The sequence below is a fragment of the Dellaglioa sp. CoH-57-MRSF-20 genome (assembly GCF_056781955.1).
On sequence record NZ_JBXAXV010000001.1, the window covers coordinates 38,133 to 57,273 of the forward strand.

Annotated in this window: 18 protein-coding genes; 2 read left to right on the plus strand and 16 right to left on the minus strand. The window is 33.0% G+C overall.

Annotated elements, in window-relative coordinates:
• Positions 1 to 37: 37 nt before the first annotated feature.
• The gene (locus tag AC1RPN_RS00175; protein ID WP_481761107.1) at positions 38 to 415 is read right to left on the minus strand and encodes a MerR family transcriptional regulator; all 378 of its coding nucleotides are present in this window, start codon (positions 413 to 415) and stop codon (positions 38 to 40) included.
• Between the two features lie 92 nt (positions 416 to 507).
• Entirely contained in the window at positions 508 to 936 is a 429-nt protein-coding gene (locus tag AC1RPN_RS00180) for a CopY/TcrY family copper transport repressor (RefSeq protein WP_481761106.1), read from the minus strand.
• Between the two features lie 256 nt (positions 937 to 1,192).
• On the opposite strand from AC1RPN_RS00180, the gene AC1RPN_RS00185 reads away from it, so the two are divergent.
• Positions 1,193 to 2,440, plus strand: a complete 1,248-nt coding sequence (locus tag AC1RPN_RS00185) for a dicarboxylate/amino acid:cation symporter (protein ID WP_481761105.1) — start codon at positions 1,193 to 1,195, stop codon at positions 2,438 to 2,440.
• Positions 2,441 to 2,542: 102 nt separating this feature from the next.
• Here AC1RPN_RS00185 and AC1RPN_RS00190 read toward each other — a convergent pair whose 3' ends face one another.
• From AC1RPN_RS00190 to AC1RPN_RS00220, 7 genes are all read right to left on the minus strand, one after another.
• Entirely contained in the window at positions 2,543 to 3,409 is an 867-nt protein-coding gene (locus AC1RPN_RS00190) for a TMEM175 family protein (RefSeq protein WP_481761104.1), read from the minus strand.
• Positions 3,410 to 3,442: 33 nt separating this feature from the next.
• Positions 3,443 to 3,895, minus strand: coding sequence for a hypothetical protein (locus tag AC1RPN_RS00195; protein ID WP_481761103.1), 453 nt, complete (start codon positions 3,893 to 3,895; stop codon positions 3,443 to 3,445).
• Between the two features lie 38 nt (positions 3,896 to 3,933).
• A complete protein-coding gene (locus tag AC1RPN_RS00200) occupies positions 3,934 to 4,623 on the minus strand; it encodes a YjjG family noncanonical pyrimidine nucleotidase (RefSeq protein WP_481762165.1) in 690 nt (229 codons plus the stop codon).
• Positions 4,624 to 4,758: 135 nt separating this feature from the next.
• Entirely contained in the window at positions 4,759 to 5,376 is a 618-nt protein-coding gene (gene apf / locus AC1RPN_RS00205; RefSeq protein WP_481761101.1) for an aggregation-promoting factor, read from the minus strand.
• Positions 5,377 to 5,718: 342 nt separating this feature from the next.
• Complete coding sequence (locus tag AC1RPN_RS00210) at positions 5,719 to 6,654, minus strand: pyridoxamine 5'-phosphate oxidase family protein (protein WP_481761100.1); 936 nt, start codon at positions 6,652 to 6,654, stop codon at positions 5,719 to 5,721.
• On the minus strand, positions 6,644 to 7,171 hold the full coding sequence (locus AC1RPN_RS00215; protein WP_481761099.1) for a hypothetical protein: 528 nt from the start codon (positions 7,169 to 7,171) through the stop codon (positions 6,644 to 6,646). Before AC1RPN_RS00215 ends, AC1RPN_RS00210 begins: the two co-directional genes overlap by 11 nt.
• Positions 7,158 to 8,486 (minus strand): glycosyltransferase family 2 protein, encoded by a 1,329-nt coding sequence (locus AC1RPN_RS00220; protein ID WP_409021868.1) that lies wholly within the window; start codon positions 8,484 to 8,486, stop codon positions 7,158 to 7,160. The genes AC1RPN_RS00215 and AC1RPN_RS00220 overlap by 14 nt, the downstream gene beginning before the upstream one ends.
• A gap of 283 nt (positions 8,487 to 8,769) precedes the next feature.
• Between AC1RPN_RS00220 and AC1RPN_RS00225 the strand changes: the two genes are divergently transcribed.
• Complete coding sequence (locus AC1RPN_RS00225; protein WP_481761098.1) at positions 8,770 to 10,107, plus strand: dihydrolipoyl dehydrogenase family protein; 1,338 nt, start codon at positions 8,770 to 8,772, stop codon at positions 10,105 to 10,107.
• 278 nt (positions 10,108 to 10,385) lie between these two features.
• Here AC1RPN_RS00225 and AC1RPN_RS00230 read toward each other — a convergent pair whose 3' ends face one another.
• From AC1RPN_RS00230 to walK, 7 genes are all read right to left on the minus strand, one after another.
• Positions 10,386 to 11,855 carry an MFS transporter gene (locus AC1RPN_RS00230; RefSeq protein WP_409021866.1) on the minus strand — a complete coding sequence of 490 codons (1,470 nt, stop codon included), beginning with the start codon at positions 11,853 to 11,855 and terminating at the stop codon, positions 10,386 to 10,388.
• A 136-nt stretch (positions 11,856 to 11,991) separates the two neighbouring features.
• Positions 11,992 to 12,471: a 23S rRNA (pseudouridine(1915)-N(3))-methyltransferase RlmH gene (rlmH, locus tag AC1RPN_RS00235; RefSeq protein WP_481761097.1), complete on the minus strand. Its 480-nt coding sequence runs from the start codon at positions 12,469 to 12,471 to the stop codon at positions 11,992 to 11,994.
• A gap of 409 nt (positions 12,472 to 12,880) precedes the next feature.
• Positions 12,881 to 14,173 (minus strand): S1C family serine protease, encoded by a 1,293-nt coding sequence (locus AC1RPN_RS00240; RefSeq protein WP_481761096.1) that lies wholly within the window; start codon positions 14,171 to 14,173, stop codon positions 12,881 to 12,883.
• A 111-nt stretch (positions 14,174 to 14,284) separates the two neighbouring features.
• Positions 14,285 to 15,094, minus strand: a complete 810-nt coding sequence (locus AC1RPN_RS00245; protein WP_481761095.1) for an MBL fold metallo-hydrolase — start codon at positions 15,092 to 15,094, stop codon at positions 14,285 to 14,287.
• 34 nt (positions 15,095 to 15,128) lie between these two features.
• Complete coding sequence (locus AC1RPN_RS00250; RefSeq protein ID WP_481761094.1) at positions 15,129 to 15,950, minus strand: two-component system regulatory protein YycI; 822 nt, start codon at positions 15,948 to 15,950, stop codon at positions 15,129 to 15,131.
• A 13-nt stretch (positions 15,951 to 15,963) separates the two neighbouring features.
• Complete coding sequence (locus tag AC1RPN_RS00255; RefSeq protein WP_481761093.1) at positions 15,964 to 17,283, minus strand: YycH family regulatory protein; 1,320 nt, start codon at positions 17,281 to 17,283, stop codon at positions 15,964 to 15,966.
• Positions 17,270 to 19,123 carry a cell wall metabolism sensor histidine kinase WalK gene (gene walK / locus AC1RPN_RS00260; protein WP_481761148.1) on the minus strand — a complete coding sequence of 618 codons (1,854 nt, stop codon included), beginning with the start codon at positions 19,121 to 19,123 and terminating at the stop codon, positions 17,270 to 17,272. Before walK ends, AC1RPN_RS00255 begins: the two co-directional genes overlap by 14 nt.
• Positions 19,124 to 19,141 lie beyond the last annotated feature (18 nt).

Sequence of the window (19,141 nt, forward strand, 5' to 3'; positions counted from 1 at the left end):
TATAATAAACCTTCAAGTCGACTTGAAGGCAAGCTTTTTATTTATCGGTCATTTTTAACATCTGTTTTACATGATTTTCGTACGTTTCAATTTTATTATCTAAAAAATTATAAGTATCTTGCATCGCCGCGATTTGTTCACCTAATAATCGTTGCTGTTTAATCAAAATCTGTTTACGTTGCTCTTCAGTGGCCTCACCTTGTTGCGTTAGGTCAGCATATTCTTTTAAAATGTTGATTGAAATCCCCGTTTGACGCATATGTTTTGCAAAATTAACCCATTCTAAATCGATTTCATCATAGTCCCGATACCCGCTTGTATTCCGTGATACAGTGGGAATAAGTCCTACTTCCTCATAATATCGTAACGTCGCAGTCGGTAAATCAAACTTCTCACTTACTTTTTTAATATTCAAAATCAAACACTCCTATTCTCATCTTTTTTAATCTCATTAGACAATTAAGATAAAGGATCAGATTAAATTTTATAATGTTTCACATGAAACATTTACATCATTTTTTCAGCTAAGCAGTTACATTCAACCATTTCTGGTGCATTTTTACTTTTTTCATCAATCACACTTTGTAGTTTCACAATATCTGATTGGCTTAACTCAACTTCACTTAATAAATCGGCAATTGTTGAGCCAATTTTCATTTGGCACATATGTTCAAATAATAACTGACTAACATGATCCATCGTCGTTTGTTCTTCTATTAGGGGTTTGTATATGAATGCTCGGCCCTCTTTATCAGCAGATAATGCACCCTTTTTTACTAATCGACCCAATAATGTTTTTATTGTTGGCATTTGCCAATTCTTTTTTTCTTTTAAATTCTTAAATATTTCATTACTAGTACTCTGACCTAATGTCCAGATAACACGCATAACTTCCCACTCAGCGTCGCTAATTTCAATTATTTTTTTATTATTCATTAGTATTGCCCTTCTTTCATTGGTCTTATGATTACAATTGTAAACTAATGTATTTAACCCGTCAATAAGCTATCTTTCAAATTAGTATAATCGGTTAAATACTCATTATTAACTAATACTATCTCATTTTTTAATATTGATTAAACTCATTTGTTTTTGCATATTATTCGTTTCCTTTTTTTAACTTAGCTTTTAAACAAAACAATTGATATACTAGTGTTTATGACTTTAGACTAATTATTTAAGGGGATTTTTTATGACTACTTTTTTTAATCGCTACAAAACATCTTTATTATTACTCTCGGGTCTAATCATAGGTGGGATTGTCGGCTTAATCTTTAAAGAACAAGCTGCTGTCCTTAAACCTTTAGGAGATCTTTTTCTAAATCTAATGTACATGATTTTAGTTCCACTTGTTTTTTTCAGTATTTCATCTGCCATCGCAGAAATGTCTGAAATGAAACGACTTGGTAAAATCATGATTACAACATTAATTGTCTTCCTAACAACGGCTTTCATTGCTGGTGTTATTGGGTATATCGGTGTTCGTCTCTTTAACCCTATTCACGGCGTCAACGTTGATACGATTAAAGGTTTGATGGGTACTGTTAAAGATACATCAACAAAATCATCTGGTTTAGAAACATTAGTTAATACATTCACCGTTAATGACTTTTATCATTTATTATCAAAAGATAATATGTTACAACTAATTATCTTTTCGATTTTAATGGGTACAGCTGCTTCAGCAACCGGTAAAGAATCTAGTGTATTTACAAAATTTTTATCAGCTGGAAACGTAGTAGTTATGCGGATGGTTAAATATGTGATGATCTACGCGCCAATTGGTTTAGGTTGTTTCTTTGCCAATATTATCGGTAATTTAGGACCTCAGATTGCTGCCGGATATTTGCGCAGTTTCATTCTTTACTTAGGTATTACAGCTTTCTACTTCTTTGTGATGATGAGTTTCTATGCATTTATCGCAGGTGGCAAAGCCGGTTTTATGATTTTTTGGAAAAATGTCTCAGCTCCTGCTGTTACAGCAATTGCAACAAGTTCTTCAGCTGCATGTATCCCTGTTAACCTAGAGTATTCTAAAAAAATGGGCGTGAGCGAAGATATCGCAAATACGATCATCCCATTAGGTGCAAATACGCACAAGGATGGCTCTGTTATTGGTGGCATCTTAAAAACAACATTTTTATTTGCCGTTTTTGGTAAAGATATCACGAGTTTAAATAATATGATTATGATTATCTGTGTTTCATTCTTGGTTGGTGTCGTGATGGGCGCTATTCCAGGTGGTGGTATGGTTGCCGAAACCTTAATTTGTTCAATCTTCGGTTTCCCAATGGCTGCTCTTCCATTAATTCTAATTATTACAACCATCATTGATATTCCCGCAACTTTATTAAATTCAACAGGAAATACTGCTACTGCAATGCTTGTTACGCGTTTCGTTGAAGGTAAAAATTGGTTAAAAGATTTTATGGCACAATAATAATAACAATCCCCCTATATTAGATACTGAAATATCAGTCTAGTATAGGGGTTTTTTGTAATTAAAAACTGCCCTTTCCAAAATTGGACGGACAGTTTACTATTAATCATCTTCTCTACTTAATTGGTCTCTACCATACTTTATATTTTTTCTTCGCGTATTTTGTGAATCCTCAAATGCTTGACGATATTGACGAAACCATCTAAGTATCGTTCCTTCACTAACGTCGAGTGCCTCTTCAGCATCCTCTGTAAAATTCTCCCACGCATCAGGATCTTGTTGTTTTATTTCTTTTCTAAGTGTCGTAATAATTGGTTTTAATTTTTCTCTATCTTCAGGTGTCATCTCTAAGAATGCCTCAGTACCTTTAGGTTCCATTTGACTAATATTAGTAAATTCACTGTTATCTGCACTATTAGTAATAAATGAACGAATTGGTATGATAATAAAAAAGACTAACGTTATTTTAGGGAAAAACCAGCCTATAAGAATTAAAGCTAATATTAATAATCCGGTTTCTGTGTTATGTCTGCCATAAATGGTTACATATACTTTTTTCATATCAGATTTTTCTGTATATTTTTGATGAATAATTTCTTTTACAATTTCCCTGAATAGATAAATAATTAACAAATATAAAACACCATACATTGTAACCGTTTCTCTGACAGTATCACTTGTCATTAGTCGTGTGAAGGTTGGCATTAACGATAAAAGCATCATTAAGATTAAATCCATCACAATTATTTTATTTGGTACTTCATTTACTTCCGAAAATGCGACCGCATGTTGATACCAGATATTAGCAACAAAACAGAAACTAACAATAAAGATTCCAATGGCTTGAAACAAACCAACAAAGTTAATCTCCCCATTTTTTATCTCAATTGGCATCTCTAATACCATAATGGTTATAATAATGGCTATAATCGCATCACTTAACGTATCCAACCGCTCTTTAATTTTCATATGTACCTCCTTTAAAATACTGCTATATTTAACCTATTTTTTTCTTTTTTTTAGTCGTTCTTCTCGTAAGGCTAATAATTTTGCAGTCGTTGATAAGGACATCGATATTAAAATAAAAAATAAACTAGTTTTGATAACTACTGTTGGTAATGCCCCTCCAACTGATTTAATAACAAGCGTTGATATTGTTAAAAAAACTGTGAAAAAATTTAAAATAAGTAAACTAATATCATATTTTCCCTTAATTTTTAATAAAATATGAGAAAAATAGAAAAAAGCAATACTAATTATCATAAATAAACTATAAATTATAAAAAAGATAATAATAAATACGACTGGTTCTGCTTTTGCAATCTCCATAAAGGAACGATCCGTTGCTATTTCTGACACTGATAAAACTTGTGAAAATAAAAAATAGGTAGCAATCACAAAAATAGCATACGTAATAATCTTTTTAACATTTTTCATCATTTTAGCATCTTTCATTATTCACCATTCCTCTAATCCAAGATTTATAATTATTCTTATATTATATTATTTATGGCTAACAGATCATCAATTTCGTAGGTCGCTTTTATTGATGTCTTATTTTTAATGTTTTTCGGATTGTACCAGACAGTATCAACGTGAACATTGTTCCCACCTTGAATATCTGATGTTAAAGAATCACCAATAATAAGTGCCTTATCGGGATTAAATCCAGCAATATGGTCAAAAGCATAGTTAAAAAAGCCAACCGTTGGTTTTTGATAACCCGTCATTTCCGAAACAAATATTTGCGGAAAGTACTTATCTAACTTTGATTCTGCTAATCGTTTATACTGCATGTTTGCAACGCCATTGGTAATAATCGACAATTGATAGTTAGCTGTATCTATTGATGCCAATAATTCATCTGCGCCCATCATTTTTTCATGTCCGGCAGACAGATTATCTTGATACTGTTTAGCCAACTCTTTACCATCAACTACTCTATTAAACTGTTTTTTGAAAAATATCGCAAACCGATTTTCTAATAATTGATCCCGCTTTAAATTACCACGCTCATATTGGCGCCATAACTGCTGATTAAATTTCAAATAATTTTGTTTTATTTTATCATCTAATGTTATTTTTTGCGTTAAAAAAAGCTTTTCTAGTGCAGCTTTTTCAGTTAACCCAAAATCAAGTAACGTATCATCAATATCAAATAGTAAAAATTCGTAATTTTTCAATTCAATTCTCAACTTTCATTCATGTAATTTAGTTACTGGACATTATCATTTTAACATAAGATTTAAAGTAACAAAAAAGCTTTGAATAAGGAATTATATCCCTATCCAAAGCTTCTTATTTTTATAATTTAAATTTTAGTACCAACCGTTTGATAACCAGAATGATTTTGCAGCACTCCATGAACCATAACGACTTGTTACGTAATTGTTAGCTACTTTTTCTTGGTTTGCAGCTGAGTAATCACCATTTAAATATGATGAACTTAATTGGTATTTACCAATATATTGGCCATTTCTTGCTGAGTATGAACCACCAGATTCTTTGTTAGCAATCCATGCTTTAGCACTTGATGAATCAGTAGTGCTTGCAGTTGCTGTTGACACTGTACTCTTTGGTGCAACTGTTGTTGCTGCTTTAGCAGGAGTTGCAGCTGGTGTTGCTGCCTTAGTAGTTGTTGTATTTGTTGTTGATGCTGTATTTGCTGTTTTAGCAGCTGTATCAGTATTGATTGTTAATTGTTCACCAACATAAATTAAATTAGCGTTACTAATTTTATTTTCTTTAACAATTGCGTTAACACTGACATCATTAGATGTTTTGTTAGCGTAAGTTGCTGAGATGTTATTTAGTGTATCACCTGATTTTACAGTATATACATCAGCATCTGCTGCTTTAACTGCAAGTCCAAGACCTGCTGCTACTGTTGCTACCATTGCTACTGAAAATTTTGTCATCTTTTTATTTAATTTCATTATATTTAGTTCTCCTTTTAAGTTAAACGTTTTTATTTATTTTTTTCTTATTTATCTTACGAGGTTCATACTATCAGTTAGTTTTTACATAAGCATTTCAGTCAAATATCATTATCTTGAAATAATGTAATAAATATCATATTCCGTAATAAATGTAAAATAAATCAAATACACCATTACCTTCTTATTCCCTTAGTGACAGTTAATCTATTAATAATTCGTCTGTAATTTATGTGTCAAAATATAGAGATAAATACGTTGAAAATCAAGTAAAAAGTTTATTTTTTTAATTGATTTATTAAAAAAAGGTATTATCAGCAATGAATATTGCTAATAATACCTTTAAAATTTCACTTGATCGTGCTGTGTCCAAGTATCTAATCGAGCACTTTTGATCACTATTTCATAAATAATCTCATTTTCTATATCTTCTTCCAGTAATCCATCCATAAATCCTGGCACCTGTGCCCGATACAACTCTGCTAGATCTTCTAATTTATATTTTGACCTCTTAACACTTAACCTATTACTAGCAATAGTCATCCCTGTACTCGTTGGAATTGTATTAATAGCTGCTTTACCTAAATCCAATTCAGCAATTTTAGGCGTTTCCGGAGCTGAACCAAAATACCAAACATTTGATTTATCAGGTGAAACAATAAATCGCATCTGACGACTCGATGGCATCCCATCTGCAGTAGCAGTACTCAGGACCATTTGATTTGTTTCACCAATAAATCGTCTAAATTTATCTAACACATTATGTTCTTCCACTTCTGAAGGTGCCCCTTCATCAATAAATGCTAATACCTCATCAACTGTTTTTAACTTAGACTCATTTTGTAGGTAATACAATATTTGTGGGATATACGGTGAAATATCCCGATCTTTATAATAAAACTGTAACCATCTTTTTGAAGCAAGCAGTGGGCCCGCGTACGTTACTCTTAGTTTAGTTTTATACCAACTAATTAAATGTTTTAATGGCCAGTGTTTGAGCATTATTTGCCAAAAGTATGACGTAAATAGAAATAGAATTGCCGCTACCAGTACATTAACTTCTATAATACTGACAACTGACAACATTTTGAATGGCTCAAATGTCATATAAAGTCCTAATAGGATTCCGGTTGATAAAACCGTTAAAAACGTAACTAATCTTCGCTTAAATAATCTTAATTTATGTAACATCAAGCCCGAAATGTCACGTCTTTTCTTCATATTTCTTTCTCGTACAACCATCTCATCTAATAATCTTTTATCCTCTTTAGAAATCATCTTCATCCTCATCTCCAAAGTAATCAAATTGTTGCCTTAATTCAAATGTCCCAATATCGGCATAATCTTGTATGATAATTTTATTTTGACCCTCTCTATGATCTCGTGGCCCATATTTTAAATAGTACATTTCTTCAGCTAAGTCAGTGTGTTTCTTTAATAATTTTGAATCATAACTTTCTATATCATTTTTTAGACGATTATTCGAAAGAATTAAATTATAAATATGCAAAATTAAAAAGAACGCAATAAAAAACAAATAGTATTGTAGGAATGTATTTATAATCGTATCAAAAAGCTCAGTAAATAGTGTTTGATCAATTGGGATTGCCTTATCTTTAAATAAAATCAAGATAACCGTGATACTGATTGGTACTAAGCACGCAATCCAGCCAATTGTTATTAATACTAATTGTCTTAGTTTGAGACTTACATTTTTTTGACCAAAAAACCAATCAATCGTCAATGCGTCTTCATCTACTTCGTTCACAATATAGTCAGGCTTATTTTTTGTCATCATCGTCGCCTCCTAAATCTGTTGTAATACTATCCGAACGTTCAGGTGAATGCCATACGCCACCATCTTCACCCGTAATAATTTTACGCACTGTCGGAATTAACTCAGCTACCATTGTATACGTATTTACCATCCAGTAAATGAGGATATACCACGGCGCAAAAATAACGTATTTTAAAGATTTACCACTATCATTGAAAAATGACGCCATGATTAACTGAATCAAACCAATAATGACCTCTATTGAAATAAATATGCAGGCGAGCGCTAAGTTATTGCTCAACTGTAACCAATCACCATTTACAATACAGATAATTTGAATTGCTAAAAATGCAATCATACTTAACCAATAAAAGACTGACCAAATAACACTTAATCCATAATCAATAATAATAGGTACACTTGAAAATTGTTTAATCGGATGACGTAGAACGCGTAACGTCTTCGTTAGAAGTACATAAACGCCACCAGATGACCATCTATGTCTTTGTTTAATTAGTTCACCTAGCTTTTCAGGTACATCCATAAAGAAGCGAATATGCGGCGCAAAATAAGCCACCCAACCTAATGCCTGCATGTCCCAGGCAATTGCGATATCTTCTGTTGGCTGTTCAGCTTCCCAACCACCAACATCTAAAACGGCTGCTTTTCGATACATTGTATTTGCACCTGAGAAAGCAAATAAACCGCCATAAGATAATTGCGATCTCTTAATTAAGCCAATGATTGAATTTAATTCATTCTGTTGTGCTTCTGCTACAATTGTTGTTTTATTAATTGGTAACATATTCCCAGTGACAGCGCCTAAATTCTTGCCACCTTTTCTTTCAAAATATGACATATATTTCCATAAGGCATCAACTTCTGGTTTTGAATCCGCATCATTGGATAAAATAAATTCGCCTTTAGCAAATGCCAATGCAATATTGAATCCAGCTGCTTTTCCACGATTATTAATAATTGTGATCGTTCTTAAACGTGATTTGAACTCCTCTTGTAGCGTCTCCAAAATCTCACCGGTTTTATCTGTGGAACCATCATTAATTACAATAACTTCATATTTATCTAGAGGATAATTTAACTTAGTCTCTAGATGTCGAATTGTTGCTTCTATTGATTGTTCCTCATTATGAGCAGGTACAAAAATAGAAATGAATGGTTCTCCCTTCTCTAAATATTTAGGGAGCTCCTTCTTCTCCATAAATATTCTATAATAAAGGCTCGATACAATAAAGGCTAGGCCTCCAACGATTGGATACGATACAATCGTGTAAATGAGTACCTTCGTAATATCGTTTAGTACTGTTGCTGTCATATAATGACCCCCAAATAATTGTAGTTAAATAAATAGCTAAAATCCTTTACATACATTGACTTAACGCCCTTTTTAAACTATAACCTCTGTGATTTTAATAATCAAATAAAATATTCTAATACTGGATTACTTTGTCTGTCACTATTTTAAAAATTTAAAAGCTATGCTTTCTTTTTAAAAATGTTTCACATGAAACATTTTTAAGCGATTATTTTTAATTAATTTTCAATTTTATGCTAGTATCAGTATAATTATTAAATATTTATTATGGGGGATATTAATTATGAAACAATCACACTACGATACAATTATTATTGGTGCTGGACCTGGTGGTCTTTCTACTGCTTTTGATTTAAGTAAAAAGCAATCTGTTCTCATTATTGAAAATGATCTTTGGGGTGGTACTTGTCCTAATCGAGGTTGTGACCCAAAAAAAATGCTTTATTCTGCTGTTGAAACTAAACAACGCCAAGAAGCAATGCAAGGCTTCGGACTAACTGGCAGTTCTATCATTGATTGGCCTAAATTAATGGCTTTTAAATCAGCTTATACGGATAAAGTTCCAGCCAATACCCTAGCAGGTTTATCTGCAGCAAATATTAAAACTGTTCACGGATCTGCTAAGTTTATTTCAAAGTCAGAAATTAACGTTAATACTGAAACTTACACTGCCGATAATTTTGTAATTGCGACCGGTCAGTCACCTGTAGTCCCTGATATTCCAGGCAGTCATTTACTAAAAACAAGTACCGATTTTTTATCACTTGAAGAATTACCAGATAAAATAGCTTTTATTGGCGCTGGCTATGTTTCAATTGAGCTTGCTAATATAGCTGCTATTGCTGGCTCAGAAGTTCATATTATTCAACATAATAGTCAAATATTACGTGGATTTCCAATTGAATATACAACCCGTCTCATTGAGAATTTGAAAACTAATGGTGTCCATTTTCACTTTGACACTAATATTACAGAAATAACAGAAGGTCCTTTAGGCTTCCAGATGTTAGACGATAAGGGATTATCTTTAACTGTTGATTTGGCAATTTCAGCTATGGGCCGTCAACCTAACGTTAATACATTAAACCTACCTGCTACAGGTGCTGAATCAGATTCACATGGTATTATTGTGGATTCTCACTTAAAAACGAAAAATGATCGAATTTATGCCATTGGAGATATTGTTTCACGCAAACAACCTAAGTTAACACCTGTTTCAACATTTGAAGGTCATTACGTTGCAGACCAACTACTTAAAAAATCGAATAGTCCAATTGCTTACCCACCAATTCCAATGACTGTCTATGCCAGCCCACAACTATCTCAAGTTGGCATTACGATTGAACAAGCTAAAAATGAACCTGAACATTATGACATTAGAGTACAAGAGACAACTAACTGGTATTCCTTTAATCGAATTAAAGAATCTGAAGCATCTGTGACAACTATCTTTGATAAATCATCCAACTTACTTGTTGGTGCTGTCGCATACACCACAATTGCGGAAGAACTTATCAATTATCTAACACCATTAATTGCTAACAAAACATCAAAAACAGATGTTACTAAACTTATCTTAGCTTATCCGACTCCAGCAAGTGACCTAACCTATTATCTATAAAAAATACGATTAAAAAGGTATCTGCCTTTTTGTAAAAATCCCGCCATGATTATCAGATGAAATATATAATTTCATTCGACAATCATGGCGGGATTTTTTTGCCTAGAGTTAAGTACAGTGCATTTGATAAATTGACATTAATCAAGGAATTTACACTGGGAATCTATTAATAACTTTACAAGCAGATAAATCAATATACCCCATTAAATTTTATATAATTTCATCAGTCAACTCGATACGACTTAGTACATAGTACATTCTCTCAGAGATTCTATTTTTTAACTTAGTTGTTTTCTAGATTGAGCCTGAATCCATAAATTAAATAGTAAAACGATAATCAATAATATTGTCGCGATTACCATAATATTATGCAACCCTTCATACATAATCTGTCGCATTGCTGGTAATAATTTTTCAGGAAGACTTGAAACACGCTTCGAATCACTTAGCTTGTTTAACATCTCCATCGTAATTTTACCATGAGACTGATTAACTCCTTTTAACAACGCACTGTTAAGGATAACCCCATAAATTGATGACATAAATGTTTGGCTTAAAATACGTAATAAGTAGGCAAATGAAGTTGCGATTGGGACATCTCGACCCTCCGCATCCTCTTGAACACTCAGTTGTAGGACATTAAAACACATTCCTAAACCGAACCCTTCAAAAGCACCCATTAGTAATAAATACCAGAATGGGACTGTCACACCTACAACTAACATCCCAGCAAACGAAATAATAAAGCTAATGGTTCCGATTGTAATAATCCGGTATTTCCCCAATCGAGGAATCATTGATGGACCGGACAACGAACCAAATAAATTAGTCATTGCACCAGGAATTTGTGTTGCCCCACCAATCAATGCACTCATTCCAAGTATTCCTTGTGCCCACATTGGAATATAGATGTTAAATGAGATAAATGCTCCCCATAAAAAGGCAAATATGATAAAATCAACAATCAGTTTCTTATTTTTAAATAATCGATTGGGAATAATCGGATCAACGGCCCTATCCTCAACTCTATACAAAATACCGAGTAAGATAATTCCAGCAATAATTAACCCAACGACTAAATTAATTGACCCAACACCAATCATTTGAATACCTGTTAATAAGGTCACTAAGCTGACAATCATCATTCCAGCACCCAAGTAATCGATATTCCCCTTTTGACGTTTTTTAACTTCTTCTTTGAAGAAAAATTGGATTGAAATAATTGATATTAATGCTATTGGTACATTGATATAGAAGACCCAATGCCAACTAAACGTATCAACGATCCAGCCACCAACTAAAGGTCCAATAATTGATGCAATACTGTAACTAGCTGTTGCATAACCAATAACTTGTGAGCGTTTCTTAATATTTTTATAAATATCAGCATAAATAATAAACGGAATTGTATTCATCCCACCTGCACCAATACCCATAACTACTCTAGCAACTAAGAAAAAGACAATATTACTTGATGTTGCTTGAAAAACCGCACCGATTGCAAATAAAAAAGTTGCTAACTGATATGCACCACGGTTACCAATTCGTTCGCCTAATTTACTCCAAAGAGGTGTGGCAACTGCCATCCCCAACAAGAAAACTGCAACAATCCATCCCATATATTGGATACCATGCAAATCACTGACGATTGATGGTAATGCAGTATTAATAATCGTTCCATCAAGACCTGCCATTGCGTTAGATAACAGCAATGCAATAGTCACGATGATTAAATTCTTTTTATTCATAAATTCTCCCTCTTATACGACTAAATTTAAAATTACTTATTTTTATCATCCACCTTTAAGCAAGCTCTAGGTCAAGGGAAAATATGAAAATCTACTGATATCCTAAAATTACGTTACTTAAAGTATTGAAAGGTCCTTATTTATGATAGGGGCTCCCTGCATTAATCATAAATCCACGGTAAACTTGTTCAGTCAAAATCATCCGCATTAATTGATGCGGTAAGGTAAATTTACCAAACGAGATTTGTGTGTCGGCGCGTCTTAAAACGTCCTCGCTTAGTCCTAATGACCCCCCAATAACGAAGGTTATGTCTGAATGCCCATAAGTTCCAAGATCAGCAATCTCTTTAGCAAAATCTTCCGACGTACGTTCCTTACCTAAAATGGCTAAAGCATAAACATACTCTTTTTCTTTAATCTTACTAAGGATACGTTCGCCCTCTTTACCTTTAACATCAATCATTTCTGCTGAACTTAATTTTTCCGGTGCCTTTTCATCATTTACTTCAATAATTTCAAATTTACAAAACTTACTTAACCGTTTTGCATACTCTTCAATTCCTTGTTTGAGATATTTTTCTTTTAATTTACCTACACCAATAATCTTAATGTTCATAATTTCCACCTTTTTCACAAGTTATACACAAAGTTACGCACATATCCACAATTTGGACCACAACATATTGCGGGGAATATGTGTTCGTCACTACATTTATTTGTTGCCCATTTGTCAACACCATATTAGTTATGCACAGATTTTGCGTTATTTATCATTCCTTAATTATACGCTTTACACATTGGTATAACAGTCTTTTTTTATTTTAAAATATCAAATAAATAAAAGTTAGTCACAGGCCATTCAATTAATTGTGCATAACTATTTTGTTTAGAAAGTCCCTTCATACTGCCCTTTCCCTCTGTTACTCACACCCACCTTAATATCTATCCACTTAGTTATACACAATATCTATTTAAAATAAAAAAATAATCGTAAATTAAGTTATTTACGATTATTTCATATTTGTTTATTGAGCTGATGATGCTGATTTACTTGTTGAGCTTGTTCCTGTATTTGCATCTGTTGCTTCTAAGGTTAATTTGATATTAGCCTGTTTCAACTTACCATCATGATAGAATTCAACAGCCACTGTATCACCAATTTTATGTTCATATAAAACTTCTCGTAAGCTTGAGATATCAGTAACTTTCTTATCACCTAGCTTAACGATAACATCATATTTACCTATACCAGCATTTTTAGCAGGTGAATCACTATTTATTTTAACAGCAACAATCCCTGAAGAAACACTTTTTGGTAATTTTAAGACACTCTTTTGATCACTTGCTGAGACGTAATCTAAATCGATTAATGAAATACCAATTGCAGGACGTTTAACTTTTCCATTATCAACTAATTGATTAATGATTGATACAACCTCATTACTTGGAATAGCAAATCCCATTCCTTCGACAGAAGTTGATGATGAACTAGAACTAGTAGAGCCTGTTGCTGTACTTGCTAGTTTCATCGAATTAATACCGATAACTTGGCCAGAAGTATTAATTAAAGCCCCACCTGAGTTTCCAGGATTAATGGCAGCGTCAGTTTGAATAACTGTTGCTTGGCCCGTTTTAACACCCGAATCATTGGTAACATCAATCGTACGTTTCTTAGCTGATATGATTCCTTGCGTTAATGATGTCGCATAATCAGATCCAAGTGGAGAACCGATAGCCAATGCTGTTTCACCAACAGTGATACTATCAGAATCACCAAATGTGGCGATTTGAGTCACATCTTTAGCTGATATTTTTAAAACAGCTAAATCAGTAATTGAATCTTTACCAACAATTTTGGCACTTAATTTTTTACCATTACTCAATAAAACTTCAACTTTACTTGCACCAGAGATAACATGATTATTAGTTACGACATAAGCACTACCATCTGATTTTTTATAAATGACACCAGAACCTTCACTTGATGCTGTTTCTGTTGTCGCAGAGGAATCGCCTGCTGCACCAAACATATCCGTTAAGCTGTTACTTGAACCACTTGACTTTGTATATGAAATAACTGAAACAACCGCATTTTTAACTTTAGCAAATGCTTTTGATGATTCATTACTTGATTTAACACTTACATTTGTTACTTTAGTTGTACCTGATTTATTTGAGGATGTTGTAACTGCGCCATTATCACTATCATTATTTTGGTAAAATGTATATCCACCAAATGCAATTCCGCCACCAACTAATCCTGCAATAAGCGCTGTAACAACTGTTTTACCTAAGCCTGTTCTATTTTCATTTGACATTTTTATATACGCGACACATTTGTCGCTGCCCCCTTAAACGTAATCTTTTACTCTTTTAAGAATAACGGTTAATTGTGAACTATTTATGAATAAATTTTGAAAAAATTGTTCTTATAAAACAACCAGCTTTGTAGCATTTTCCGGATCTGTATCGAAAATGTTAAAATCACCACCAACTGCTAAATCATGTTCTTTCATCGTTGATTCAACCGTTAGATGGGCTAATTCTTTCATATTATTATCCTTACTAAGATGGCCTAAAAAAATTCGTTTTGTCCGATTACCCATAACATTCATAAGTGCATCAGCACCATCCTCATTTGATAAATGACCTTTATCACCTAAAATGCGCTGTTTTAATGACCATGGATAGCCGCCCATCCGTAACATTTCAATATCATGGTTACACTCAAACAAGTAAGCATCTGCATCGGAAATTGTCCCTTGAACGTTCTCTGAGACATAACCTGTATCCGTTAAAATAACAAATGACTTATTGTTATGATGAAATTGGTAGAATTGCGGTGCCGCTGCATCATGAGAGACACCAAAACTCTCAACATCTAAGTCGTCGAATGTAATTACTTTCCCCATCTCAAAAATTTGCTTCTTCTCAACGGGAATTTTACCAATCGTATGAGCCATGGCTTCCCATGTTAATTCATTTGCATAAACGTTCATGTCATACTTACGGGCTAAAATACCAGCAGCCTTTGCATGATCCGTATGTTCATGTGTTACAAATAACGTGTCGACATCGTTAATATCTCGACCAATATCTGTCATTAGGCTCGCAATTTTTTTACCACTTAAACCAGCATCTACAAGGACCTTGTGCTTAGGCGTTTCAATATACGTGACATTTCCCGCACTACCGCTTGCAAGAACACTAATCTTCATATCGTCTGTTCCTTCATCCATTACTTGCCTGCGCCTCTATCCTTTTAATCTTCATTTAATTTAAAATATCAGTGCTATCCTTCATAATCGCTCCTGAAAATGAATTAACTTGCTTGTATTGTGTCACACCATTACTTGGATTCTTAACAGCTACTATCCAAACTGGAATATAGACGCTATATTTTTTATCCAAACTGAGCAACTCAGCATATCCTAACTTAGACCATTTAACCTTACTTTTACTTGCAAATTGATTATATTGATACAATATCAGTATTGCTTGTTGTTGACTAATAATTGACTCATTTTCACGTAATTTTTCTGTATTTGCCATATACGTTTGTGAATAGCCACTAATTTTATTATTTTGAATTGTAAATTTAATTAGTCCAACATTTGAGTAAACCATTTTATCGTAAACAACCTGCGAATACACGACACTTGTCTCTGTTGAAAGACTACTGTTATAGCGATAATTATCTCCATGTAGAATTAAAGTATTATCACTCATAATTGTCTTATCAATTGTTTTATTTGGACTTTCACTATCTGTGATATTAATTGGTGTCCCAAAAATACTAGATAATTTATTGTCTTTATATGTTGTAACTTGGGATTGCAGCTGTTTAGCATCATTCTTTAATACATCAGATGCTTTATTAGACATATATACACCAGTCTCTTTTTTATTTGAGATACTGCCGTATTTAATGTCATCTTCTCGCATCTCTTTAAGCGTTGTACCGGTTTTTGTTGTCCCAGGTGATGATCGACTCGAAATTTCAATTTGTTGATTTTGTCGTAATGAGGTGAATAAAAAGATATTTAAACCAAGAAAAACAATAATAAAAATAATTTGAATTCGTCTAAAATCCAATTAATTCACCTCCCTAATCTGTTTGTAGTAATTCAGTATAACTTTTCCATTTATCTTGATATCGGATATACCAAGTGGGTTCTAGGTTGACTACCAAATCTGAATCAGAACTTGATACCCAACGATAACCTAATTGAATATCTGAAATATCCGCATCTTTATACCCTGCCGTAACCAAGCTACTTAACACTTCTTCTGTACTTGGTAACGTAACATCTGCTTTTCCAGATGGAACAGCAATTTGTAACGTCAATAATGAAAAATCAATTTTATTTCCACCATTATCTAGTCGCTCAACTTCAATCACACCGTGTTTGGTTTGATTAAAAATCGGAAATCCTTCAATATAACTTCTGAATGTTGTTGTCATAGACTTACCATTAAATTGGTAGAAGTGAATATTATCTAATCCGATACCTGTATTTTTAATACTCGTATAACTTTCAGTTAAAGCATTACCACGACTCGTTTTTTGTTTCGCATCTGAATTTTCATCATCTTCATATGAAACCAAATTTGTCGTATTTTGAACCGTTAATTGTCGATCAGAACCATCATAGTAAGTTATTGTCTTTTTACTTTCTTTAACGTTGACCGATGAACCATCTTTTTGTCCTAATAGATTAGCAACATACTTACTAGCCGTTTGCTTATCCACTAAATACCTAAAACGAGCTATATTAAAATCTTGATTATAATACATAAAAATATCATTATTATGCAGTTTAAATGTAACTGATAATTTCGATAACGTTTCATTTTGTACAACATCATCAATTGTTTTACCTTTATTATAGGCATCATTTAACGAAATCTCATAAATTTTTTTATCCTTGTCACTCAACAGATAAATACTTTTCTTATTATCACGCGGAATAAGAACACGGTTAATAAGTCGTGTTTTATAATTTTGATTTTGCTGATTAAATACTTGATTAAATAACCCAACCGTAATTTCATCTGAGTAACTAAGAACCAATTGATTTTTTGCATTTAAAAACGTTAAATAATCATTTTTATTTTTAATCGGAACTTCTGATATAGACGTTTCTTTCCAAGTACGTATCTTTTTTTGAATATTTGAAATGATATTAATTTTTTCACTATATAAAACATTTTGTTGCTGATTATCATTATAAATAACAGACGTTGGTGCATATACTTCGCTCAATTTAGTACTCTTTGTTAACTCTGTCTGCGTTGAATTTGTAGCTTTCGTCGATTCACTTTTACCATTCCATGTCGGATTTGTCCAAATGACCCATGATAAACCGATACTTGTCATAATTAATAAAAATAATAGTGTTGGTAAAATAAATCTATTCAATTTCATCCCACAGGTCCTCCTCATATGATTCATAAGGCAATGAAATATAGAATGTTGAACCCTTGCCTTCCGAGCTATCTAACCAAATTTTACCTTTATGCATTTCGACAACCTCTTTTGAGATAGCTAGGCCTAATCCAGTTCCACCTTGAGCTCTCGATCTAGCTTTATCCACACGGAAAAAGCGATCAAAAATATGCGCTAAATCTTTTTTAGGTACACCAAGGCCCTCATCAGAGATACTCAAAATAACGTGCTTATGTGTCTCCAATAAACGACAAGTTATTTCTCCACCATCAGGTGAATATTTAATGGCATTATTCATAATATTATCAATGACTTGCACAATTTTATCAGTATCTAATTCAACCCATAAATCACGTTTAGTAAAATCACGTTTAATCGAATACTTTTTGCCTGACCCATCGTCAGCATTAATCATCATATCGAATCTATCCAGAACATAACTATACAGTTCATTCAAGTTAACTAATTCAAGTTCTAACTTAGATGTTCCTGAATCCATTCGTGACAAATTTAGTAAGTCATTAATCATACGCATCATACGTTCTGTTTCATTCTGTGTAACTTTCAAGAAACCTGGTGCAACTTCTGGATCTTTCCATGCACCATCGTTTAATGCCTCAATATAACTCTTCATACTCGTCAAAGGCGTTCTTAATTCATGAGAAACATTAGAAACAAAGCTTTCACGTTCACGTTCTATCTTTTGTTGTTCTGTGACATCATGAAGTACACAGACAAGACCACTAATAAAGCCAGATTCTCTTTGTATTAATGAAAAATAAGCATTCAAAATTTGTTCATGTTCTACATCAGATAAATCAATCATAATTTCATCTTGATTTTCTAACAAATCACGTAAAGTATACTGACTACGTAAATCAAGAATATCCAAAATTGATACTCCTATTGAGTCATTTTCATTTTGATCTAATAAGGTAGAGGCCGCTTCATTCATAATGATAATATTTCCGCGACGATCCGTCGCAATTACACCATCTGTCATGTGCGATAGAACACTATCTAAACGACGACGTTCAGCTTCAGATGATTCTTGTGCCTCTTCAACACGAACAGATAAGTTATTAACCGCATCTGCTAATTGTCCTAGTTCATCATTAGAATAGACACGAACTTTTCCGGAGTAATCTCCGCGAGAAATTCGAATCGTTTGCTTTTTCATCTCATCAATCGGACGAGTTATTGCCCGGGAAATAACTATCGTTATCAAAAGGACTAAAACAGCTGCAAAAAATGACGCGGTCACGAAAATAACCGTGATATCGTTAATATTTGAGTATAAGCTTTCCAGATTGGCCTTAACGTATGTAACCCCAACTGTCGTTGTTACATTTCCTGCTGTACTAACTAGTGGCACAATTGAAACATAGTAGCGCTTATCGCTAGATTCATCATAAATCTTCTTTTCAAATGTTTTAGGTGTATATAACACTTGCTTAATTGTTGCATCTGTCGTTTTTTGTCCCACAACAGTTTGATTATTAAAATCACTACTCCCGCGAATTGTGCCCTTACTATCAATCACTCGAATTTCTGTGATACTTGAATTACTAACATCTTCCAATATTTTTTTGATATCTCTATCACCAGCAGCTGTATCTGTTTTTGCTAAATCCTTCGTAATCGAATTAGTAACATATATAGGTAACTGGACTTGTTGCTTAAAGGTATCTAAGTTTTGCTGTTCTAATTGCCTAACAAAATAAGCCCCGACAATTTCCAACGTTATTAAAATTAATAACGCAAAAATGAGGGCTATTTTAAATTGAATAGATTTAAAAAAACGAATTTTTTGATTCATTTTCATCGTTATTCCCCT